We start from the raw sequence: 23555 nt of genomic DNA, 5'->3' as shown, positions 1-23555 counted from the left end.
GAAAGAGTGATTACCCATGACAAAGAAAGTACTTCTCGTTGGCGAAAGCTGGGTCAGTTCGGCCACCCATTACAAAGGTTTTGACCAGTTTGGCAGTGTCACCTTTCATCTGGGTGCAGAGCCGCTGGTCAAGGCATTGGCAGGCAGCGAGTTTGACCTGACCTATATGCCCGCGCACGAAGCGGTCGAGAAATTCCCGTATGAAATGGCGGGTCTGGATGCCTATGACGTCATTATCCTGTCGGATATTGGCGCGAACTCGCTATTGCTGCCGCCTGAGGTCTGGCTGCATTCGCGCACTGTTCCGAACCGGCTCAAGCTCATCAAGGCCTGGGTTGAAAAGGGTGGGGCGCTCCTGATGGTCGGCGGCTATTTCTCGTTTCAGGGCATTGACGGCAAGGCGCGTTGGCGGCGGACAGCTGTCGAAGATGTGCTTCCGGTTACCTGTCTTCCCTATGATGACCGCGTTGAAATCCCCGAGGGTACGACGGCGAAAATTCTCATGGCCGATCATCCTGTCATGGCCGGTCTCAGCGGGGAATGGCCGGTGCTCCTCGGTGTGAATGAAGTCGAAGTGCGTGAGCACGCAGACGTCGAAGTCATCGCGACTTTGCCTGACGATCAGGGCGGCCACCCACTGCTGGTTCTTGGACGTTATGGCAAGGGTAACACAGCTGTCTGGACATCCGATATCGGACCACATTGGCTTTCCCCAGCCTTCTGCGAATGGGACGGCTACGGCAAGCTTTGGAAGAACATTCTGGCTTGGCTCACGCGCTGATTGCCCGCAAACGCCAACCACTTAAAAAGCATATGAAAGGGAACCACATGCAGGAAATATCGGATCGAAGCTCCAATGCCGTGCAGGAGATTTTCGGCACAAACAAGGTGCTGATAGGAATGATCCATTGCCCGGCTTTCCCCGGCGCGCCGCGGTATAACAGGGCAAGTATGGATTCAATCTACGATACCTGCATGCGGGATGCCGAAGCCTGTGTGGAAGGCGGTCTGCATGGGCTGGTTATCGAAAACCACGGTGATATCCCTTTCTCGAAGCCGGATGATATCGGCCCGGAAACAACGGGATTCATGTCCGTCGTCACAGATCGTATTGCCCGCGCTGTTGGTATTCCGCTGGGGATCAATGTGCTGGCCAATGCGCCAATCCCCGCCTTTGCCATCGCCATGGCTGGTGGTGCCAAGTTCATCCGTGTCAATCAGTGGGCCAATGCCTATGTGGCCAATGAAGGCTTTATGGAAGGCCGTGCGGCGGAAGCCATGCGCTATCGTTCGATGCTGCGGGCCGAACATATCAAGGTCTTCGCCGACAGCCACGTGAAGCATGGCAGTCACGCTATCGTCGCGGACCGTACGATTGAGGAACTGACGCGCGATCTCGCCTTCTTTGATGCTGATGGCGTCATCGCAACGGGCCAGCGCACGGGCAATGTCGCCACAATCGAGGAGATCGAAGAAATCGGTTCGGCAACGCATCTGCCGCTATTGGTTGGGTCAGGTGTCAACCGGGACAATATCGTGGAAATTCTCAGCCGCACCAATGGGGTGATCGTCGCCTCGTCATTGAAACATGGCGGTGTCTGGTGGAACCCGGTGGACGTTGAACGGGTCAAGGCATTCCGCACTGCCGCAGAGCCGGGGTTGGAGCATTGAGCGGATGACAAATGAAAGCCTCTCCGACCGCATCCTTCGGGAAAACGCCACTGTTCTCCAGGCGATGCTCGACCATCGTTTTGTCAGGGACATCAAAAACGATGCGTTGAGCAAGGACGTGTTTGATCGCTATCTTGTTTATGAGGGTGCCTTCGTCGATACGGCAATCTCCATCTTCGCCTATGCAGCGGCGACGGCGCAAACCATGGAGCAGAAGCGCTGGCTGATTGCTGTTCTCGATGCGCTTGCCAATGAGCAGATTGTTTATTTCGAACGAACTTTCGCACTGCGGTCTATCGATCCATCAGCATTCGACGTGAATATTCCCGCAGTCGATGCATTTTGCTCCGGTATGCTCTGTATTGCAGCCGAGGGCGGGTTTCTCGATATTGTTGCTGCGATGTTTGCGGCGGAATGGATGTACTGGTCGTGGTCCAAGGAGGCATCAGCCTGTCGCATCAGCGATCCCTTGCTTAAGGAGTGGGTTGATCTGCATGTAAGCCAAGGTTTTGCCGAGCAGGCATTATGGCTCAAGCGGCAGCTTGATCTGGCTGGCGTAGGCCTTTCCGAAGAGGCATGTTCCCGGTTGAGCAGTATTTTCAGCCATGCGATGCAGCTCGAAATTGATTTTCATGACGCGCCTTATCTTTAGCTTTCCGAGGGTTCCCCAATGCGCGCCTATGTAATCGGCAATGTTACCATTGATGAAACAATCGCTGTCGAGGCACTTCCAACGTCCGGTGCCTCTATCCTCGGTGAAATTGGAGCGCACGACCTCGGAGGCAAAGGCACCAATCAGGCCGTCGTCATGGCGCGCTGCGGTGTTCTGACAACATTGGTCGCTCCTGTCGGCAATGATGTTCGGGCAGCAGCAATCCGCGAGCGCCTGCTGGATGAGCCCCTCATTGCCGAGCTGGTGGAGCTAGAGGGAAAATCCAGCGACGTTTCCATTATCTTTCGCCTCCCTGATGGTGAGAATGCCATTGTCACAACAACCGGGTCTGCCCAAAGCCTGACTTCATCTGACGTGGCTTCAAAACTGCTAGCCGCTGAACCTGATGATCTTGCGATCCTGCAGGGAAACCTCTCGCACAGGGCGACGCGCGAAATCCTTGAACGGGCCAAAGCTCTTGAGATGGTCACAGCTTTCAATCCATCCCCGCTGCGCCCGTATTTCGCCGATCTCTGGCGCTTGATTGATGTGGTGTTTCTCAATCAGGGAGAGGCGTTGGCCCTGACGGGAGCGACTGGCGAGGCCGCAGCTAAATATCTGCTGCAACACGGTCTGCGCGAAGTTGTTCTGACCCTCGGCAATAAGGGCGCGATCCTCGCGAATGAGCAGGCCATGATTACGGTTCCGGCTCATCCCTCCGTCGTCGTCGATACAACCGGCGCGGGAGATACATTCATGTCCGTGGCCCTGGCGTCATCTGTAAAGCGCAATTGCCGTCTTGACCGGCTGGCGATTGAACATGCGGTAAAGGCCGCAGCCATCACGGTGTCAAGAAAGGGGACACAATCCGCTTTCCCAACATCCCAGGAACTGGAGATTCTGCTGGCATCGCACTGAGCAGTTTCTTGTAAATGCCACGACCCGTATTGGGTAAATCTGCTGCAGCACTGTAGCGGAAAAAAGAAATTATTGGGACGGGCACAGGAATAATCTGGCGTTCGGTTGCCAAAAAACCATAATTGTTCCAACAACATTAAATAACGAAACCTGAACGTCAAAAATCGGATCGAAGCTTTAATGCGTATGAAATATGGTTTGCTCTGTGTGTTCCTGGCAATTGCGCCCTCTGCCTATGCGCTGGAAGCCGGTACACCCCCGACCCTGACGCCGCTGCAGCAACAGGCGCAGGCCGCTCGTTTGAGCGCCCAGTTTCTGACGCGTTATCATTACAAGCCTGTTCCGTTGGACGATGCGCTCTCCGCCAAGATCATGGACCGGTTCCTCAAAGCACTCGATCCGGACAGGTTCCTCTTCGTGCAGGCCGACATTGACAAGTTCATGGCCGACAGCACGAAGATTGATGACGGCATCAATCAGGAAGATCTGCGGATTCCTTTTTCGATTTTTAATGTCTACGAGCAGCGCGTTGTCGAACGCCTGTCCTATGCGCGTTCACTGCTGAAGCAGGGTTTTGATTTCAGCGCCAAGGAAGATTACCCCTTTGTGCGCGACAAGGAGCCCTGGCCGCAGACAGAGGCTGATAGCAATGAACTCTGGCGCAAACGCGTCAAGAATGACTGGTTGCGCCTGAAGTTGGCCGGTAAGACTGATGCTGGCATTCGCGATACGCTCGACAAGCGTTACGAAAATTCGCAGGAGCGCGCTTACAAATATAAGAGCGACGACGTGTTCCAGATTTTCATGGACGCCTACACAACGTCGGTTGAACCACATACGGACTATTTCGGCGCAACGGCTTCGGCCGAGTTCGATATTTCGATGAAGCTGTCGCTGGTTGGTATCGGCGCCGTCTTGCAGGAGCGGGACGATTACACGACGATCCGTGAACTGATGGCCGGTGGTCCGGCGCAATTGTCAGGCAAGCTTACCGTTGGCGACCGTATCATTGGTGTTGGCCAGGGCGAGCGCGGTGCTATCAAGGAAGTTGTCGGCACGCGTCTTGATGAAGTTGTCAAGATGATCCGCGGCGCCAAGGATTCGGTTGTTCGGCTGGACATATTGCCTGCCGATGCCGGACCGGATGGCAAGCATCGCACGATCAGTCTTGTGCGTGACAAGATCACCCTGGACAAACAGGCGGCCAAGAAGACCATTCTGTCGGTCAAGGATGGCGATGCCACCCGCAAGATCGGTGTCATCACGCTGCCTGCCTTCTATGAAGATTTCGAGGCGCGCCGCAAGGGCGACAAGAACTACAGAAGTGCCAGCCGCGACGTGGCCAATCTTCTGGCTGAACTGAAGCAGGACAAGATTGATAGCGTCCTGATTGACCTGCGCAACAATGGCGGCGGTTCTCTCGCTGAGGCGATTGATCTGACGGGCCTGTTTGTGGGCAAAGGCCCTGTTGTACAGGAACGCAATGCCGGTGGTGAGGTTAATGTCGAGAGCGATAATCTGCCCGCACCCGCATGGACCGGTTCTGTTGGTGTATTAATCAATCGCGGGTCAGCGTCAGCGTCGGAGATTTTTGCCGCTGCGATACAGGATTATGGGCGCGGTGTGATTGTGGGTGAACCCAGCTTCGGCAAGGGCACAGTGCAGACCGTGGTCAATCTCGATCAGTTGGCGCACAACACCAAGCCAAAATTTGGCGAGCTGAAAATGACCGTTGCGCAGTTCTTCCGCGTCAATGGTGGTACGACACAGTTGCGTGGTGTGACGCCTGACATCAGCCTGCCGGGGTTCTCGGACACCAAGACTTTTGGCGAGTCGAGCTATGATAATGCTCTGCCTTGGACACAGGTTCCGCCAGCAAATTACACACCTTCGGCTGATCTGAAGGCAGTGTTTCCCGAGCTGCAAACCCGTCACGACGCGCGGGTACAGAAGGACCCGGATTTCCAGCGTTTCGTCGATGATATGGCCAATCTGAAAGCTCAGCGCGAAAAGCGGGTCATTTCGCTCAACGAAACCGACCGTCGCAATGAGATGAATGAACAGGCAAAGCGTCTCAAATCACGCGAGAAAGTTAACGATGGTGCGGGAACGGGCGACGATGAGGATTCAGCTGATCTGACAACACAGGATGACGGCTTGCAGGCCAATGAGCGTAGCCTCAGCGCTGACATCGCCATCGAAAAAGCCCGTAAGAGTGCGAAAGATGTGTTGTTGAATGAAGCTGCCAATATTGTTGCCGACGAAGCAACCCTTTTGACGGGTGTTCCGAAGGTGGCAGCACAGCAGCCGGGAGCCACTCCGGCAAAATAGTCAGAGCAGCGGGCTTGAACTAAACGCCTTCGGGCAGATGGTTCCAGTGGAGCATCCGTTGCCCTCGTTTCGGGCGGTTGGGTTGCCATATGGTAACGGCCGCCCGTTACCTTGGCATTCAATCGGTTTAGATTGATCGCCGCAAATCAGGCCATTTCACTTGGTTTTTTACGCGCACAAGTGTTCATCAACTTAGGTTTCAATAGGTCAATATTATTGACCTACAGCAGGCTCTCGCGTTCCCCGATCCATGTAATATCCCGCCGACTTTAGAGTCGCATCGACGATTGCACCATGACATCGGCCAGGAGGAGGGACCGCTATGACTATGTCGAGCCAATCAGAAAATCTGCCTGGAGACGGCGAACTGGCGCGCAAACTCAAGAGCCGTCATATTCATATGATTGCTATTGGCGGCGCTATTGGCGTCGGCCTGTTCCTTGGATCTGGTAAAGCCATTTCAATGGCTGGACCGGGACTGTTGCTGAGCTACGCCGTTGGCGGCATTGCTGTTTTCTTTATCATGCGTGCGCTGGGTGAACTGCTTCTGCACAAGCCGGTGGCGGGTTCTTTTGCAACCTATGCGGAAGAGTATGTTGGACCCTTTGCCGGTTTTGCCACGGGCTGGTCGTACTGGTTCATGTGGGTTGTGATCGGCATGGCCGAAATCACAGCCGTTGGCGTCTATATCCACTACTGGCTGCCGGATGTGCCGCAATGGGTGCCCGCTTTGGTGACTTTGGCGGTGCTTTATATCGTCAATGTCGTTGCCGTCAGGTTGTTCGGCGAGCTGGAATTCTGGTTCGCGCTCATAAAGGTCGTCACGATTGTGGCGCTGATCCTTGGCGGCCTTGCCGTCATTATCTTCCGCATCGGTGATCTCGGGCAGCAGGCGAGTTTCTCCAACCTTTGGACGCATGGCGGATTCCTGCCTTTCGGCGCTCTCGGCGCTGTTCTCGCGCTTCAAATGGTGATGTTTGCCTATCAGGGTGTGGAGCTGATCGGCGTCACGGCTGGCGAGGCTGAAAATCCAGAAGAAGTCCTGCCCCGCGCCACGAATGGCATTATCTGGCGTATTCTGATTTTCTATCTGGGCGCTCTGGCCGTTATCATGGCACTTTTGCCGTGGAACCAGCTTGATCCGAATACGAGTCCGTTTGTTTTCGTATTCGACAAGCTTGGCCTTAGCATCGCCGCTGATGTGATCAATTTTGTTGTTATCACAGCCGCCGCGTCATCCTGCAACAGTGGCATTTTCAGCAATGGCCGCATGTTGTTCACGTTGGCGCGCGCTGGACAGGCACCACGCATATTCGGCCGGGTCAACCGTAACCACATACCATTTGCTGGTATCACAGCATCAACGGCGGTGATGTCGTTGGGCGTGGTGCTGAACTATGTGGTGCCGGAGCAGGCCTTTATCTGGATCACCAGTATTTCGCTGGTTGGCAGCTTGTGGACCTGGTCGATTATCATGATTGCGCATCTTGGCTATCGCCGGGCGGTTGCGAGGGGCGAGGCCAAGGCCGTGCATTTCCGTATGCCCGGGGCCCCGGTTGCCAATTGGCTGGTCGTCGCTTTCCTTTTGATGGTCGCCGTATTCCTCAGTCTTGATCCGTCTACCCGGGTTGCACTGTACGTAGCCCCTATCTGGTTTGGACTTCTGGCAATTGCCTATCAGTTCATAAAGCGTCAGCGGGTTGCCGCATTCAATCCATCCTGATGGGTTTTGGAACTGCTACACAATGAAAAACGGCGAGCTTTGCGGCTCGCCGTTTCTGCAAAGGATTTGACTGGAGATCGTATCAACTTTGCCATCTGGCGATGCCGTTTCAATTGCGGCATCGCCAAATTTTTTGTCAGGTATTAGAAGTTGCGCTGGAAACGAATAACGCCGCCAAATGCGTCGTCATTGCCGCCATGAGCAATCGAGTAGTCCTTACGGGCGCCATCGAACTTCGTGTAGTTCACTTCAGGTGTAATCATGAAACCGGGGACGATTTCGTAGGCTACGTTCAAAGCAGCAGCAACAGTGCCTTCGGATTCGTATGCAACCTGTGCATTGACAGTTGCCTTGTCCGAAACCTTGGCAGCAACACCACCCCAAACGGCGTAGTCACCTTCCCAGGTGCCGAACCAGTTACGCTGCCCGAGAGCTGCATCGTTATAATTTGACTGATAGCCACCCATGACCCATGCAGAAACAGTGTCCGTGAACTTCACGTCCAGACGCAGCTTGCCGGCCCATTCTTCGATCTTGGAGTCGTAGCCGACGATGCCGGAAACCTTACCCCAGGATTGTTCGTACTTTGCACCGGCGAGTACATGCGGCATGTAATCGTCGATACGATAATCATAGTTGAAATAGCTGGCGGTCTGTACCTGGCCCTGTTCAGCACCGATGATGGCAGAGAAGCCATTGCCTGCATTGAATGTATAGCTGACCTGATTGCTGTAACCTGACTGGTAGTTGATCACGTCGTCATTGACGATGTTGCCAGCGTCGCCAGTCCATGTACCGAAGATTTCATCGACAACACCGATGCGGAAACCGCCTAGCTCAATGAAAGCCTGCGGGATCGTGCCGCCGCTGTTGGAACCGTTCGTGTAATCGAAACGTGTTTCGATGAAGGAACGCAGGGTGCCAAGTTCGGTTTCCGAACGGGCATCGACGCGGACCGTGGCGCGAGTCTTTTTCTGCCAGGTTCCGAATTCGCCGCCCTTGTAGACATCATCGCCGCCCTTGGCGTCGTAACGCAGATATCCACCGATTTTCAGGCATGTTTCCGTGCCTGGGATATAGAAAAAGCCTTTGCCGTAAGTGTCGCAAACGCGAACATATTCAACGGCTTCTGGTTCAGCAACGACAACTGCATCAGCAGCGCGTGCGCCAGTTACTGCAACGAGAGCTGCAGCAGAGCCGAGAAGTAAGCTCTTGATGGTCATGGGTGATCTCCACACAATCTATTGGAAAGTTGCTTGGCTGAATTGCTTCACAACGGACAGTAGGAATCGCTGTCTGCGTCGTCGGTAATGGAGTTATGTAACGGTTTTATCACGCAACTGATCCAGTTCGCGGATAGCGTGTGTTTTTGTTTGAAGCCCGGCGGTTGGTTGTGTCACTGTGGCATTTCGGCAATAGTTTGAGCCTGCAAATTCTGGGGGAAGGGGTGACGATCATGAAAGTATATCTGGCTGGCCCCGAGGTCTTTTTGAGCAATGCCAGAGAAGTTTTGGCACATAAAGCCGAATTGGCACGCGCCGCCGGATTTACGCCGCTCGCACCCGGCGATTTGGAAATTCCGCCTACAAACAGCAAGTATGAGCGCGGAATTGCGATCAGCGCTATCGACGAACGACTCATGCTGGCCTCGGACATAATCATCGCGAATCTGACGCCATTTCGCGGTATCAGCGCCGATGTCGGAACGGCTTTCGAGCTTGGCTTCATGTGCGCGCTGGGCCGCCATGTCTATGGTTACACAAACGTCGCTGAAAGCTATCTCGAGCGCACCAGCAGGGATTATTATGGCGGAGCGGTCATTTCGGGCGCCGATAGCAGGCTCACTGGACCCGATGGCCTGAGCATTGAAGATTTTGACATGGCCGATAACCTCATGCTCGAGGGCGGCATTATTTCGCGTGGTGGCGTGTTCATCAGAAAAGCCGTGCCAGATGCTGATATTCTTATTGACCTGACTGCATTTAAAGAATGCTTGGCGCTCGCCGCAGAAAAACATCTGCGATAATCAATGCCCCAAAAGCCCTCTCAAACCATTATTGGATGAATTGGCAACGTCATCTTTGAGGCCATAAAACGGGGATGCGAAAACCGTCTTGCAAGGTGATTCTCAGCGGTTTCTGATGAGCCATTTGGGTTGTCCTACCTCCATTTTTCCCGAAATCCGGCGTTGGATTGTGTGGCAAAATTGTGGCTGTTGACAAGCGCATATCTCCATGCCTAGCATTAAATCAAATTGATTGACCTAAAGGGAACAAAACGACGCCAATCATTTGAAAATGGGGATGAGACATGACCTTGAACAGGAATGCCGTAACACGCCGACTCTCGATGACTTCCCGACTAACGCACTTTCTTCCCGCTGCGGGCATCATTAGCCTCGCGCTTCTTGCCGCCAGCCCTTTGACAGGCACAACGCGTGCCTCCGCTGAAGCGCTTCTCACCATGCATATTGAAGAACAGACAAGCTGGGTGCGTAACTTCAACCCGTTTGACGTGGGCGGACGCCGCCAGAGTACGCTTGATTTCGTTTATGAACCGCTTGTTGTGTTCAACGAACTCGACAATGGCAAGCCTACTTATCGTTTAGCGACGGGCTTCAAATTTGCCGACGATCTGAAATCGATCACCTATACCATTCGCGAAGGGGTGAAGTGGTCAGACGGTAAGCCGCTGACCGCCGCCGACGTCAAGTTCACCATTGAACTTATGCGCAAAAACCCGGTTCTTGATTTTGTCGGGGTTGCGGACAGCGTCGCCTCTGTGGAAGCGCCATCGCCAACTGAGGTCAAGATCACCCTCAAGGATGTTGATACGCATTTCCCGGAATCACTGTCTGATCTGCCTGTCGTTCCAGAGCATATCTGGAAGGATATTGCCGATCCGCTTGCCTTTAAGAATGAGAATCCCGTCGGTTCCGGACCGATGACCGAGATCCGCCGCTTCACGCCGCAGGTCTATGAGCAATGCCGCAACCCGAATTATTGGGACACGGTTTCCCTCAAAATCGATTGCCTGAAACTGCCGCAAATCTCTGGTAACGACCAGATATTGGCCACATTGCCCGACGGGCAGATGGACTGGTTCGGATCGTTCATTCCCGAGATCGAGAAGACGTACGTTTCGCTGGACCCGAAGCACAATCATTACTGGCAGCCATCGGCAGAAACCGTTGCCTTCCAGATGAACCTCAAGACGACGAAGCCCGGCAATGCCGCCGCGTTCAATGATATCGCGTTCCGCCATGCGGTCAGCCTTGTGATGGACAGGACTGCAATGGTCGACATTGCGGGTTTCGGTTATCCGGTGGTCAATCTGCACGCCAGTGGTCTTCCCCCGCGCTTTGACAGTTGGCGCAATCCTGACGCTGAGAAAGCTCAGGATGAGTGGATGACCTACGACATCGAGAAGGCCAACAAAGCACTTGATGCTGCCGGATATGCGAAAGGTGCCGATGGTTTCCGCGCGACGCCAAAAGGCGAACCGATTGCCTTTTCAATCATGGTCCCCAATGGCTGGACGGACTGGATCGACGCGGTGCAAATCGCAGCCGAAGGTCTGCGCAAAGTCGGGATCAATGTCTCCGTTACTACACCGGAATATGAGCAATGGGGCAAACAGATCGTCGAGGGTAATTTCGATACTCTGATCAATTCACGCGCTGATGGTCCAACGCCTTTCCGCGGTTACTATCAATCGCTGGCAACAGCGTTTGGCGGCCGCATCACTGGCGCACCATCCCGCTATTCCAATCCTGACCTCGATAAGCTTTTCAGCGATTACAAGCGAGCAACGACGATCGAAGAACGCAAGTCGATCTTCAACCAGATTCAATTGGTCGTTGCCAATAACTTCCCGGTCGTTCCTCTCTTCAATGGCCCGACCTGGTATCAATTTTCCACAAAACGCTTCACCGGTTGGGTTTCAAAAGATGATCCAGCGTTGAACCCGGAAAATCACGAGAATAACAGGATGCGGCTCATCCATCTTTTGCGCCTGCATCCGATAGACGAAAAGGCTGGCGGAGATAACGGCTGATGCGGCTCCCTCTGCACCGGCTTGCTATTTATGGCGTAGCATTTCTCTTTGCCATTGTTGTCAATTTTCTCGTTCCCCGGCTGATGCCGGGGAGCCCCGTTGATGGAATGATCGCACAGCTTGGTCCGCGTGCCACGCCCGCCGCCATTGAGGCGATCAAGGCCCGGTTTGGTGCGGTTCAGCAGCCTCTGTGGGAGCAATTTCTCGACTATCTGAAAGGACTGGCCTCGCTCGATCTCGGGGTGTCGGTAAAATACTACCCGCAGACGGTGGTGGAAGTTCTTGGCCGTTCTGCTGGATGGACAGCCTTTTTCGTTGTTACAGCCATTATCTTTTCCCTTTGCATCGGGACAACATTGGGTGCGCTTGCCGCATGGCGGCGTGGGGGACGGTTTGATTCCATCGTCTCCCCGCTTTCCATCATGATGATTGCCGTGCCACCCGTCGTCATCGCCCTGGCCACACTTTTCACTTTCGGTGTTGCTCTGCGCTGGCTCCCGGTCGGCTATGCCTACAATCCCAATCTCGATCCCGGCTTGAACTTTACGTTCTTCGGCAGCGTCTTTCTTCATGCAATCATGCCGGTGCTGACACTCTCGCCTTATCTCATCGGCGAATTCCAGACGACCATGCGCACCAGCATGATTTCCGTGCTGGGCGAGGATTATGTCACCATGGGGCGTGCCAAAGGCCTGAGCGAAACCGCTGTTATGTTTGGTTATGCCGCCCGCAACGCCATGCTGCCCGTGCTGACCAATCTTGCCCTCATGCTTGGCGCGGTATTCGGTGGCTCCATCGTTACCGAAATTGTCTTCAACTATCCCGGTCTTGGCCTCACACTTTATACGGCAAGCGTGGCCCGTGATTATCCGGTTATTCAGGGACAGCTCCTGTTGATGACGCTGGCGACCCTTGGGGCAAACCTGCTGGTTGATCTCATCTACGGCGTTGTTGATCCGCGCATTGGGGAGGCGCGCACATGAACGCCGGAATGAAACTCTTATTGCGCCAGAAGAAGGCTGTCGTTGGTCTCACCATCGTCGTCGCGCTGTGTCTGATGGCTCTTTTCGCGCCGATCCTCGCCCCGAATGATCCAGCCGCGCGTGTCGGTCGCTCGCATCAGCCACCAAGCATTGAACATGTCATGGGCACCACAAAAATGGGCCGCGACGTTTTCAGTCAGTTTGTCTGGGGTGCACGGTCATCCCTGACCATTGGCTTTGCTACGGGAATATTCATCACCGTACTCGGTACATTGATTGGGCTCGCCGGTGGTTATTTTGGCGGACGCACCGACAATATTCTCGACCTCTTGACCAATGCGGTGCTCGTCATTCCCAATATTCCACTGTTGATCCTGCTGGCATCATTCGCTGGTACAGTGGGACCTGTTGCCATCATGGCTATCATAGCGCTGACATCGTGGCCGTGGGGGGCACGCATGACACGCTCGCAAACACTTGCCTTGCGCAACCGCGAATTTGTTGTCGCTGCGCGTATGGTGGGTGAGCCGAACTGGCGGATCGTATTTGTCGAGATCGTGCCTAATCTCCTGCCACTCATCGCGCTCAATCTCGTCGGCAGTATTATTTACGCCATCGTTGCCCAGACGACCTTGGAATATCTTGGCTTTGGCGATCCATTGAATGTGACGTGGGGAACCATGCTCTACAACGCGCAGAACTCGTCGGCGATTATCGTTGGTGCATGGTGGGATATCGCAGTACCCTGTGCTGGCATCGTTCTGGTCGGGCTTGGGCTTTCATTGCTAAACTTCACTTTTGACGAAATCGCCAATCCGCAATTGCGTTCTGGCCCGGCTCTCCGCCGCTGGTTGCGTCTCAATCGTCTGCGCACACGCGAGTTGGAGGCTGCACGATGAACAATGCACTTCTGCAAATTCGCGATCTCAGCGTTGATTATCTGCTCGACAAAGGCGTTTTCAATGCCGTGAAAAATGTGTCTTTCGACATTGGCCGCGGCGAACTCTTCGGTCTTGCCGGGGAATCGGGCTGCGGCAAGAGCACAATTGCCTATGCGATCACGCGTCTTGCCAAACCGCCGGCATGGGTGGCGGGCGGAGAGATACTGCTTGATGGACAGGATCTGCTCGGTATGACCGAGCGGGCACTGCAAGTTGTGCGGTGGAAACGCATTGGCATGGTGTTTCAAAGCGCCATGAACTCGCTCAATCCGTTGATGCGGGTGGAAGCGCAGTTTCATGACGTTCTCTATCGCCACACGGGCAGCAACCGCGAGAAGTCACGCGCACGGGCGGAAGAAATGTTTCGCCTCGTGGGTATCCCGGCAGACCGGCTTTCCAACTATCCACACCAGTTCAGCGGCGGCATGCGCCAGCGCATTGTGATAGCTATCTGCCTTGCTCTCAGCCCGGAGCTGATCATCATGGACGAGCCGACAACGGCGCTTGACGTTGTGGTGCAGCGGGAAATCCTTGAACAAGTGGTGGACCTGCAGAAGAGCCATGGTTTCTCGGTATTGTTCATCACGCATGATCTGCATTTGATGGCCCAGATTTGTCATCGGATCGGTGTGATGCTGAAGGGGGAACTGGTTGAGGTTGGCGATGTCAAGCAGGTCAGCCGTGCGCCTGTGCATGACTATACCAAACGATTATGGGGCGCGATTCCCAGCCTGCCAAGCATGAATGCCATGGAAAGGAGCCCCGCATGAACGCCCTTCCTGACATTAAGGGCGCGCAAATAACCGAGGCATCATCGGTGATTGCGCTTGAAGATATCACGCGATCCTTTGGTCTCGTTCATGCTTTGCGCGGTATATCCTTTTCATTGGTGCCGGGCAGGGCGCTGGCGCTTGTGGGTGAGTCCGGCTGCGGAAAGACAAGCTGCGCGCGCATCATTGCAAGGATGGACAACCCCACGTCGGGCACGATGCTTTTCCGCGGCAAAGATGTCACTGCTGTCGGCTCAGGAACTGAGGAAAAGTCTTACCGCCGTGCCGTGCAGATGGTCTTTCAGGACCCATTTGCCTCACTCAACCCTGTGTTCTCCGTCGGGCATCATCTGGTTCGACCGCTGAAACTGCATGGGCATGTGCAAGGCAGGAAGGGCGCAGCGGATGGTGTCGACGCCTTGCTCGAAAGCGTGGGGCTTGATCCCATTTTGACCGCACATAAGTTTCCGCACGAACTCTCCGGCGGGCAGCGCCAGCGCGTGAACATCGCACGCGCTCTGGCTGTGCAGCCGGAAGTTCTTGTGGCGGATGAGCCGACGTCGATGCTCGATGTCTCGATCCGGCTTGGTATCCTTGAACTGCTTTCAAGCATAAAGCGCCAGCGCAATCTTGCCTTGCTTTACATTACCCATGACATTGCAACGGCGGCGCATGTTGCCGAGGAAATCGTGGTGATGTTTGCCGGACAGATGGTCGAGTGGGGAGATACAATGTCTGTTATCACTGATCCTCGTCATCCCTATACCAAGCTGCTGCTTTCGGCCGTGCCCGATCCGTATCAGCCGTTCGTGCCGGGCGACAGTGCACAGTTTCTCCAGCATGCAGAAAAAATCCGTCAGATATCCCGGCCATCATCCGATGGGATAGACAAGGTTGGTCCGAACCATTTTGTCCGAACACTTGGCAAAATCGCCTGATTGAAGGGATATGTGATGGACCTTCTTGTCAGACTATATGCGCTTGAACCTATGCCGGAACTTGATCAGCGTCTGGCTGATGCAGGTATTGCGGTTCGCCGGGTGCTCGCTCCTGAACTCGGTCTTGTTTCAGACTGGATCAAACAGGAATTTGGTCCCGGCTGGGCAAGCGAAGCCACCATTGCCAGCAGCCGGCAACCATCGGCCTGTTTCATTGCGACCAAGGACGGCAAACTCATTGGCTTTGCCTGTTACGATGCCATTGCGCGCGGTTTTTTCGGACCAACCGGCGTCAGCGAAACGGCGAGAGGCGTAGGCATTGGCCACGGCCTTTTGCTTGCCTGCCTGCTCGATATGCGCGTGCAGGGCTATGGCTACGCGGCGATCGGCGATGTCGGTCCCGTCGACTTCTACGTCCGTGCAGTCGGAGCAACGCCGATTGCGGATTCCGAACCCGGCGTTTTTGCCGGACTGCTCAGATATCCAGATTAAATCCTGAAAGCTTACCCATGACATCACGATATGCATTCCGACTGGCAACCACGTGGCATCCTGCCAAGGACGATGAACCTCTTGCCTATTTGCTGACCCTTACCAATCTCTCAGATGAACCAATCAGGGACTTTCGCCTTTGTGTGAGTGGACCGGGCCGTATTGACCCGGCTGCTTCTGTGGAAGGTGCAACATTGACAGCCCGGCTTTCCAATCATTCGGAATTCGCACCGCCACTTGATTTTGTGCTTCAGCCCAAAACATCATGGACAATCACAGCGCGAGGATTGAGCTATCCTTTACGCCACTGGACCGATGGGGGCACCACCGCCTATCTCGTTCTTGCCGACGGAACGACCTCGCCCGTTGCAATCACACCCACCCGTGCCATCGGTGACAATGCACCATTGAAGCGTGGCGCCGAAATCTATCCTGTTCCTGTTCGTGTCGATGTTCCGCTTTCCATGGTGCCATGGCCGCAAGCGGTCTCGATTTCCGGCCGCCGTTCCGTGCCTTTGGGACTTGCTTTGCTGCCGCGAGATGATGAAGCCAAGCGTGCCGCTGATATTTTTGAAACCTTGGTACAGTCACTCTTTCCTGTTGAGGGTATTGTTCGTCCGCAGGCTGAGGGCGGTCTGCCCGTGACGCTTCGAATTGCAGAAGGATTCAAAGCGGAAGCCTATGCGATCCGTTTCGGCGATCAGACAGAAGTAACAGCCAGTACCCGTTCAGGTTTGCTCTATGGCCTCATCACTCTTGGCCAGATTGTGCGTGGTGCACGTCTCCATCCGGAAACCTTTGTGTTTCCGCTTGAAGGTGATATTCGCGACGAACCGGCCATGCGCTGGCGCGGCACGCATCTGGATGTTTCCAGACAATTCTATGGATCAGCCGAGATCAGCCAGTTCCTGAATATCCTTGCGTGGAACAAGCTCAATCGCTTTCACTGGCATCTTTCGGATGATGAAGCGTGGCGCGTCGAGATCGATGCCTATCCGGAACTTGTTTCCGTTGGCGCGTGGCGAGGCCATGGTCTGCCGATCCCGCCATTGTTAGGCTCTGGCCCGGAAGCAATGGGTGGCTATTACACCAAGGCTGCTATTCGCGAGATCATCCGTTTGGCCGATGATCTCGGTATTGATGTCGTACCCGAAATCGATATGCCGGGGCATTGCTATTCCGTTCTGCAATCGCTGCCATGGCTGCGCGATCCGCAGGAGACAGGAGAGTATTTTTCCATTCAGGGCTTCCCGAACAATTGCCTCAACCCCGCACGCGAGGAAACCTATCAGTTTGTCGAAACCATTCTGGACGAGTTGCTCGAACTTTTTCCCTCGAAGACAATTCATGTCGGAGCGGATGAGGTACCCGCCGACGCATGGACTGGCTCACCGCAGGCTAAGGTACGGCTTGCCGCGCTAAGCAGCGACAATGCTGCGGTGCTTCAGGCGGACTTCCTGAAGCGGGTGCAGGCATCGCTCACCAAACGGGGACGTATCACCGGCGCGTGGGAAGAGGCCGCCCATGGCGGCGGCATTGATAAGAACCACTGTTATCTCAATGGCTGGCACACGGTAGAAATCAGCGCAGAGCTTGCGGCGGAAGGTTATGAGATCGTGGTCTGTCCCGGCCCGGTCTACTATCTCGATATGGCCAATAGTCCTGACTGGTCGGAGCCCGGTGCCGGTTGGGCGGGTTGGTCAGAGCCGGAGAAGCTTTATAATTTTGATCCCGTTGAAGGTTGGAGCACATCGCAAAAGGAACGTTTCCTCGGTGTCCAGACCTGTATCTGGTCTGAACCGATGACGGATCGTGCGGTCTTTGACCGGCTGGTCTTCCCGCGTATTTCGGCGCTGGCTGAGACCGGGTGGACAAGGCCGGAGGCCAAATCCTGGACCCGCTTCAAAGCTTTGGCCGGGTTGATGCCGATTCTCTATGGCTTTCGATCGGAGGCATGATTTGCGCGACACGCCGGTATTACCGGAAAAAGTTCTAGTTGCGGACGTTGCGCATGATCATTTCGTAATGGGCGTTCACATAGTCGCCAAGCTCGGGAAGGTCGGTCTGACAGTCCAGTAGCTTGTCGATTGTCAATGTCAGCGCCGGGCTGAGAAGAATATAGCTCATTTGGCTGGCGGCCGCTTCCGGCCGGAAAATACCCTCCCGAACGCCTTTCTTAAGGATGTGTTGAAGCATTGTCAAAATTGGCCGGACAAACTCCTCGTAATGCGATGCCGTCAACTCCGGAAAGCTCCGGCCATCGGAAATCAGGAACCGGAGGATTTCGCGGGAGTAGGGGTTTACGGTCATATGTTCATAAACCGTATCCAGATACAGCCGCACGAGTTCATCGCTCGGGCGTTTCTGGTGCTCTTGCCAGAACTGTTCCTCGTTGAAAATTGGCTGTGACAGCTTGCGCACGACGTCCTGAAACAGCTCTTCCTTGTTCTGGAAATAGAGATAAATCGTGCCCTTGGTGACACCAGCCCGGTTGGCGACATCTTCGATGCGGGTTGCTGTATAACCGCGCTCCACGAACTCATCGAAAGCGGCATGCAGAATTTCCTGCGGACGTTGAGCCTTGCGGCGCGCCCTCACTCCCGGTGCAGTGGCAGCTACCTCGGCGCTTGACGCCTCTTTTATTTCAGCCATGATTTCTTCCAATGGAGCTTTGAAGTCGTTTGTATGAGATTATACATTGACTGAACAATCAGTCAATAATATACCCGTCACACCTTTTCATGGATTGGTAGAATGATGCGGCCTGACTTTTACTCCCCGAAATTGACGGTTGAGCGCCAATCATGGCGGCGCGATATCCCCCTCATGCGCAAAGCGATTATCATGGTTTTTGGGCTTGCCCTATTGGCGGGTTGTCAGCCTGAAAAGGCTGCAGAACAGAAACCACCGGCACAGGTCAATGCGGTCAAGGTAGAGTTCACCGACTATGCGCAAAGTGTTTCGGTGACCGGCGAAATACGTGCCAAGATCGACAGCAATCTATCGTTCCGGGTGAGTGGCAAGGTAACAGAACGGCTTGTTGATGTCGGTGATCATGTGGCAGCGGGTGACGTGCTTGCACGTATCGATCCAACGCAGCAAAAGGCTGATCTTGACGCCTCGGACGCTGCTGTGCGTTCCGCAGAGGCACAGGTCAGGCAGACCACATCGGCTTTTGACCGGCAGAAGGCGCTTCTTGCACAAGGGTTCACCACAAGGAGCGCCTATGACAGCGCCGAAGAAGCCCAGCGCACGGCGCAAGGATCGCTCGACGCAGCCAAGGCTCAACTCGATACATCGCGCGAAACACTTTCCTATACGGAGCTGAAAGCGGATGCCTCGGGTGTCGTGACCGCCCGCAATATCGAAGTAGGGCAGGTGACCCAGATCGCGTCAACTGCTTTTACAGTGGCGGTCGATGGGCCGCGCGACGCAATCTTCAATGTGTATGAAGGGCTGGTAACGCGAAACATCGGCAACCATCAGATTCAGATTACTCTGCTCGACGATCCCACTATCACAGCCACAGGCACGATCCGCGAGGTTTCGCCAACCGTTGATGATGCTTCTGGCACGGTACGTGTAAAAGTGGCTGTGCAAAACCCGCGGCCTGAAATGGCGCTCGGCTCTGTGGTGATCGGAACGGTGAAACTGGCCGCCGTCAAAGCGGCTGTTTTACCATCATCGGTAATGACATCGGATAATGGTAAGCCAGCCGTATGGGTGATTGATCCGCAGACAAAAGCGGTCAGCCTGCGCAGCGTGACGGTGACGGCCTATGAGTCCTTGAACGTCGCAATTGGCGGCGGCCTGCAGGCGGGCGATCAGGTCGTAACCTCAGGTGGAACCCGGTTGCGTCCGACCGAAATTGTAGCAGTCAAGAATGGTGATCCATCATGAGGCGTATTCTTGTTGCCGGTACAAGCCTTGTCTGTCTGAGCCTTGGTCTTGCTGCTTGCCAAAAAGAAGATGAGGCCGGAAAGCCCGAAGTTATCCGGCCAGTTCTTTCCACCATCCTTAAATCACAGTCCGTGCAGGTGCGCGGCTTTGCCGGGAAGGTCGAGCCGCGTTTTGAAACCAAACTTGGTTTCCGCACGCTCGGGCGTATTGTTCGCCGTGACGTTTCAGTGGGTGATCAGGTCTCGAACGGGCAGGAGATAGCGGCAATCGATCCGCTGGCGCTTGAGCTGGCGGTGCAGGCTGCGGAAGCAAGCCTGTCTTCAGCCAAAGCCCAGCTTGCCAATGCGGCGTCGACGGAAGATCGACAAAAAGCACTGCTTAGCCAGAGTTCGGCGACGGAAGCGACTTTTGATCAGGCACAGCAGGCACATGAAGCGGCACGGGCATCCGTCGTACGGGCCGAGGCTGACCTGACCAAGGCACGTGAAGAGCTTGGTTATGCGGTGCTGCGCTCTGATTTTGACGGTGTTGTGACGTCGCTGCAGGCGGATGTGGGACAGACAGTGACTGCGGGCCAACAGATTGCCGTGGTTGCGCGCCCCGATGTGCGGGAAGCTGTTGTTGATATACCGGAAGCCGTCGCCAACCCCATTAAAATCGGCAGCAAGTTCGGCGTTTCGCTCCAAACCGATCCGACAATCCAGACGTCGGGTGTTGTCCGGGAAATAGCCCCGCAGGCCGATGAAGCCACGCGCACGCGCCGTACACGCATTACCCTGGAACAGCCACCGGAAGGGTTTCGTCTGGGAACAACCGTGACAGCCTATCTGACGACGGCGGCTGACCCGAGAATACGCATTCCGGCCACCGCCATTCTCGACAAGGACGGCAAGACGTTTGTCTGGCTCATTGACAGCAAGCAGGCAACAGTTTCCGCCAAAGAGGTCAAACTGGAAAACCGCACCAACTTCGAGGCAATTGTCGCGGATGGGCTCACGGACGGCGACCGGATAGCAACGGCGGGCGCACACAGCCTTACCGATGGCCAAAAGATCAAGCTGACTGACGGGAATCCACTATGAAAAAGTTCAACCTTTCAGAATGGGCGCTCGATCACCGGTCTCTCGTCTGGTATTTCATGATCGTTTTTACGATTGCGGGGATTTTCTCCTACCTCAATCTTGGCCGTGAGGAAGATCCGAACTTCACCATCAAGACCATGGTGATCTCGGCGCAATGGCCGGGAGCCTCCGTTGAGGACACGACGACGCAGGTCACCGAGCGAATTGAAAAGAAGCTCGAAGAACTGGACACGCTGGACTATACCCGCAGTGTCAGTTCGCCGGGTTCGACAACGATTTTCCTTAATCTCAAGGATACGGTGCGCGGCGATGCGGTGACGCAAACCTGGATTCGCGTCCGCAACATGATCCGCGATATTTCACCGCAATTTCCGCAAGGTGTGGTCGGACCGTTCTTCAATGACCAGTTTGGCGATGTCTATGGCAATGTTTACGGCTTCACATCAGATGGACTCAGCCAGCGGCAATTGCGTGATTACGTTGAAGACGTCAGGCGGAAAATCCTGACTGTTCCCGATGTTGGCAAGGTCGAGCTGGTCGGGGCGCAGGACGAAGCGATCTATCTGGAGTTTTCGCCCAAACAGGTTGCCGCACTGGGGCTGGATCAACAGGCCATTATCAGCACCTTGCAGGCCCAGAATGCGATTACCCCATCGGGCGTTATCGAGACTGGACCCGAGCGGGTGATGATCCGGGTAAACGGCCAGTTCGTATCGGAAAAAAGCCTTCAGGCCATCAATCTGCGCGTCAATGACCGGTTTTTCCGTTTGAGCGATGTGGCGCGGGTTACCCGTGGTTATGCGGACCCGCCGACCAGCCTGTTCCGTGTGAACGGCAAGGAAGCGATCGGACTTGCCATTGGTATGAAGCCGAACGGCAATCTGCTTAAATTTGGCGAACATCTTAAGGCGCAGATGCAGCAGATCACGGCGGATTTGCCTGTTGGCGTTGGTGTTAATCTGGTTTCGGACCAGCCGCAGATCGTCGAAGAAGCGGTTTCGGGTTTCACCCGGGCTCTGTTCGAGGCGGTTGCTATCGTGTTGGCGGTCAGCTTTGTCAGTCTGGGAATGCGCGCTGGTTTTGTCGTTGCGCTGGCTATACCGCTTGTTCTGGCGATCACCTTCATGGTGATGGAGTATATGGGCATTTCGCTCCAGCGTATCTCGCTCGGTGCATTGATTATCGCGCTTGGGCTGCTTGTGGATGACGCCATGATCGCTGTCGAGATGATGGTGGCACGGCTAGAGTCGGGAGATGACTTACGAAAAGCCGCAACCTATGTTTATACCCACACGGCTTTTCCGATGCTCACAGGCACGTTGGTGACAGTATCAGGCTTCATTCCCGTTGGTCTCAATAGCAGTGCGGCGGGCGAATTCACCTATACGCTGTTCGTGGTGATTGCCGTATCGCTTGTTGTCTCGTGGATCGTGGCCGTGGTTTTCACGCCTCTGCTCGGTGTGACTTTGCTACCGAAAACAATGAAGAACAAGCACGAGAATCCCAGCCGGTTTGCCACCCTGTTTCAGCGCATTCTCTTGGCTTGCATGCGGTTTCGATGGGTGACAATCGCCGTTACAGTGGGCATTTTTGCCCTGTCAGTCTACGGTATGGGCCATGTGCAACAACAGTTCTTTCCCAATTCCGACCGTCACGAACTGATTGTCGACTGGAACCTGCCGCAGAATGCCTCGATCCTTGAAACCAAGGCGCAGATGGACAAGTTTGAGGCAGAGCAACTGGCCGGGAATGCCGATATTGATCATTGGAGTTCCTATGTCGGGCAGGGCGCAATCCGCTTCCTTCTGTCATTCGACGTGCAGCCATCAAATCCGTTCTTCGGCCAGACCGTTATCGTAACAAAGAGTCTCGAAGCGCGTGACCGGCTACGAACAAAACTACAGGCATGGCTGAAGAACGAGTTTCCAAGCACCGATGCCTTTGTGCATCTGCTTGATATCGGTCCGCCTGTAGGACGTCCGGTTCAGTACCGCGTCAGTGGGCCCGATGTTCAGAAGGTCCGCGATTATTCCCATGAGATGGCCAATCTGATTGCAGGCAATCCATCCATCGGGGACATTACATTCGACTGGAACGAGCCATCACGCGTCATCAAGGTCGACGTGCTGCAGGATAAGGCGCGGCAACTGGGGATCACCTCGGAATCAATTGCCTCGTCGCTCAACGCCGTTGTCGGTGGCTCGACGATCACGCAGGTCAGGGATTCCATCTATCTTATCGATGTGATCGTGCGCGCCCGTGCTGATGAGCGTGGATCAATCGATCAGCTGCGCAATATCCAGCTGACAACCGCCAACGGCCAGTCCGTACCGGCAGCCGCTGTGGCAAATTTCCGCTACGAACTTGAGCAGTCCGTCGTCTGGCGTCGTGCGCGCCAACCCACCATCACGCTGAAAGCCGGTGTTTTGGGTGATTTACAGCCAGCGACGGTTGTCTCACAGCTTGCCCCGAAAGTAGCGGAGTTTACGGAAAAGCTGCCACCCGGTTATGGGATTGTCGTTGGCGGCGCCGTTGAAGAAAGCGGCAAGGCCCAGGCTCCAATCGCTGCCGTCGCACCCTTGATGCTGTTTGCCATGGTGACGCTGCTGATGATCCAGTTGCAAAGCTTCCAGCGGCTGTTCCTGGTGTTTGCGGTCGCGCCTCTGGCAATCATCGGCGTTGTTGCCGCTCTGCTTTCCAGCAACTCACCACTTGGCTTTGTGGCATTGCTGGGCGTGCTGGCATTGATCGGCATTCTGATCCGAAACTCGGTCATCCTCGTCGTCCAGATCGAGGATTTGCGAAGTGAGGGTAAGGACCCATGGAGCGCTGTCGTCGAAGCGACGGAGCATCGAATGCGTCCCATTATGTTAACGGCTGCGGCTGCCAGTCTTGCGCTGATCCCGATTGCCCGCGAGATTTTCTGGGGGCCAATGGCCTATGCCATGATGGGTGGTATTATCGTTGGAACCGTGCTGACACTGCTGTTTTTGCCAGCGCTCTATATTGCGTGGTTCCGTATCAAGGCTCCCGATCATAATGCGCCGCCCGAGGAGCATCAGGAACCTCAAGGTGTCAACGCATGATGGATGATAAGG

At 54.9% G+C, this 23555-nt stretch carries 19 protein-coding genes; 17 read left to right on the top strand and 2 right to left on the bottom strand.

The window, feature by feature from the left end; genetic code table 11:
* The first annotated feature begins 16 nt into the window (after positions 1 to 16).
* The 6 genes from BLU05_RS18430 to BLU05_RS18405 all read left to right on the top strand — a co-directional run bounded on the left by BLU05_RS18430 (position 17) and on the right by BLU05_RS18405 (position 7295).
* Positions 17 to 781 (top strand): glutamine amidotransferase, encoded by a 765-nt coding sequence (locus BLU05_RS18430; protein WP_091883098.1) that lies wholly within the window; start codon positions 17 to 19, stop codon positions 779 to 781.
* A gap of 47 nt (positions 782 to 828) precedes the next feature.
* On the top strand, positions 829 to 1671 hold the full coding sequence (locus BLU05_RS18425) for a BtpA/SgcQ family protein (RefSeq protein ID WP_091883095.1): 843 nt from the start codon (positions 829 to 831) through the stop codon (positions 1669 to 1671).
* A gap of 4 nt (positions 1672 to 1675) precedes the next feature.
* Positions 1676 to 2323, top strand: a complete 648-nt coding sequence (locus tag BLU05_RS18420; RefSeq protein WP_091883092.1) for a TenA family protein — start codon at positions 1676 to 1678, stop codon at positions 2321 to 2323.
* A gap of 18 nt (positions 2324 to 2341) precedes the next feature.
* On the top strand, positions 2342 to 3241 hold the full coding sequence (locus BLU05_RS18415; protein ID WP_091883089.1) for a ribokinase: 900 nt from the start codon (positions 2342 to 2344) through the stop codon (positions 3239 to 3241).
* Between the two features lie 180 nt (positions 3242 to 3421).
* Positions 3422 to 5572 (top strand): carboxy terminal-processing peptidase, encoded by a 2151-nt coding sequence (locus tag BLU05_RS18410; protein WP_091883087.1) that lies wholly within the window; start codon positions 3422 to 3424, stop codon positions 5570 to 5572.
* 322 nt (positions 5573 to 5894) lie between these two features.
* Positions 5895 to 7295 carry an amino acid permease gene (locus tag BLU05_RS18405; RefSeq protein ID WP_091883084.1) on the top strand — a complete coding sequence of 467 codons (1401 nt, stop codon included), beginning with the start codon at positions 5895 to 5897 and terminating at the stop codon, positions 7293 to 7295.
* 143 nt (positions 7296 to 7438) lie between these two features.
* Here BLU05_RS18405 and BLU05_RS18400 read toward each other — a convergent pair whose 3' ends face one another.
* Positions 7439 to 8518, bottom strand: coding sequence for a porin (locus tag BLU05_RS18400; protein ID WP_091883082.1), 1080 nt, complete (start codon positions 8516 to 8518; stop codon positions 7439 to 7441).
* Between the two features lie 233 nt (positions 8519 to 8751).
* Here BLU05_RS18400 and BLU05_RS18395 point away from each other — a divergent pair, with 233 nt between their 5' ends.
* The 8 genes from BLU05_RS18395 to BLU05_RS18360 all read left to right on the top strand — a co-directional run bounded on the left by BLU05_RS18395 (position 8752) and on the right by BLU05_RS18360 (position 17433).
* Complete coding sequence (locus tag BLU05_RS18395) at positions 8752 to 9321, top strand: nucleoside 2-deoxyribosyltransferase (RefSeq protein ID WP_091883216.1); 570 nt, start codon at positions 8752 to 8754, stop codon at positions 9319 to 9321.
* Between the two features lie 284 nt (positions 9322 to 9605).
* A complete protein-coding gene (locus BLU05_RS18390; protein WP_091883080.1) occupies positions 9606 to 11351 on the top strand; it encodes an ABC transporter substrate-binding protein in 1746 nt (581 codons plus the stop codon).
* Positions 11351 to 12334 carry an ABC transporter permease gene (locus BLU05_RS18385; protein ID WP_091883078.1) on the top strand — a complete coding sequence of 328 codons (984 nt, stop codon included), beginning with the start codon at positions 11351 to 11353 and terminating at the stop codon, positions 12332 to 12334. The genes BLU05_RS18390 and BLU05_RS18385 overlap by 1 nt, the downstream gene beginning before the upstream one ends.
* Positions 12331 to 13233 carry an ABC transporter permease gene (locus BLU05_RS18380; RefSeq protein ID WP_091883075.1) on the top strand — a complete coding sequence of 301 codons (903 nt, stop codon included), beginning with the start codon at positions 12331 to 12333 and terminating at the stop codon, positions 13231 to 13233. Before BLU05_RS18385 ends, BLU05_RS18380 begins: the two co-directional genes overlap by 4 nt.
* Complete coding sequence (locus BLU05_RS18375) at positions 13230 to 14045, top strand: ABC transporter ATP-binding protein (RefSeq protein ID WP_091883072.1); 816 nt, start codon at positions 13230 to 13232, stop codon at positions 14043 to 14045. Before BLU05_RS18380 ends, BLU05_RS18375 begins: the two co-directional genes overlap by 4 nt.
* Entirely contained in the window at positions 14042 to 14983 is a 942-nt protein-coding gene (locus tag BLU05_RS18370; RefSeq protein ID WP_091883069.1) for an ABC transporter ATP-binding protein, read from the top strand. The genes BLU05_RS18375 and BLU05_RS18370 overlap by 4 nt, the downstream gene beginning before the upstream one ends.
* A gap of 15 nt (positions 14984 to 14998) precedes the next feature.
* Positions 14999 to 15475: a GNAT family N-acetyltransferase gene (locus tag BLU05_RS18365; RefSeq protein WP_091883213.1), complete on the top strand. Its 477-nt coding sequence runs from the start codon at positions 14999 to 15001 to the stop codon at positions 15473 to 15475.
* Between the two features lie 17 nt (positions 15476 to 15492).
* The gene (locus tag BLU05_RS18360) at positions 15493 to 17433 is read left to right on the top strand and encodes a beta-N-acetylhexosaminidase (RefSeq protein ID WP_091883066.1); all 1941 of its coding nucleotides are present in this window, start codon (positions 15493 to 15495) and stop codon (positions 17431 to 17433) included.
* Between the two features lie 34 nt (positions 17434 to 17467).
* Here BLU05_RS18360 and BLU05_RS18355 read toward each other — a convergent pair whose 3' ends face one another.
* Entirely contained in the window at positions 17468 to 18127 is a 660-nt protein-coding gene (locus tag BLU05_RS18355; RefSeq protein WP_091883064.1) for a TetR/AcrR family transcriptional regulator, read from the bottom strand.
* A 102-nt stretch (positions 18128 to 18229) separates the two neighbouring features.
* Between BLU05_RS18355 and BLU05_RS18350 the strand changes: the two genes are divergently transcribed.
* The 3 genes from BLU05_RS18350 to BLU05_RS18340 are packed head-to-tail and all read left to right on the top strand — an operon-like array spanning position 18230 to position 23543.
* Positions 18230 to 19375: an efflux RND transporter periplasmic adaptor subunit gene (locus BLU05_RS18350; protein ID WP_244518420.1), complete on the top strand. Its 1146-nt coding sequence runs from the start codon at positions 18230 to 18232 to the stop codon at positions 19373 to 19375.
* Positions 19372 to 20457 (top strand): efflux RND transporter periplasmic adaptor subunit, encoded by a 1086-nt coding sequence (locus BLU05_RS18345; protein ID WP_091883061.1) that lies wholly within the window; start codon positions 19372 to 19374, stop codon positions 20455 to 20457. Before BLU05_RS18350 ends, BLU05_RS18345 begins: the two co-directional genes overlap by 4 nt.
* Positions 20454 to 23543: an efflux RND transporter permease subunit gene (locus BLU05_RS18340; protein ID WP_091883058.1), complete on the top strand. Its 3090-nt coding sequence runs from the start codon at positions 20454 to 20456 to the stop codon at positions 23541 to 23543. Before BLU05_RS18345 ends, BLU05_RS18340 begins: the two co-directional genes overlap by 4 nt.
* Positions 23544 to 23555: the final 12 nt, after the last annotated feature.

Origin of the sequence: Phyllobacterium sp. OV277, assembly GCF_900104355.1 — a bacterium.
GTDB lineage: Bacteria > Pseudomonadota > Alphaproteobacteria > Rhizobiales > Rhizobiaceae > Phyllobacterium.
The sequence above is the reverse complement of the archived record's forward strand: the minus strand, read 5'-3'. Positions and strand labels throughout refer to the sequence as shown.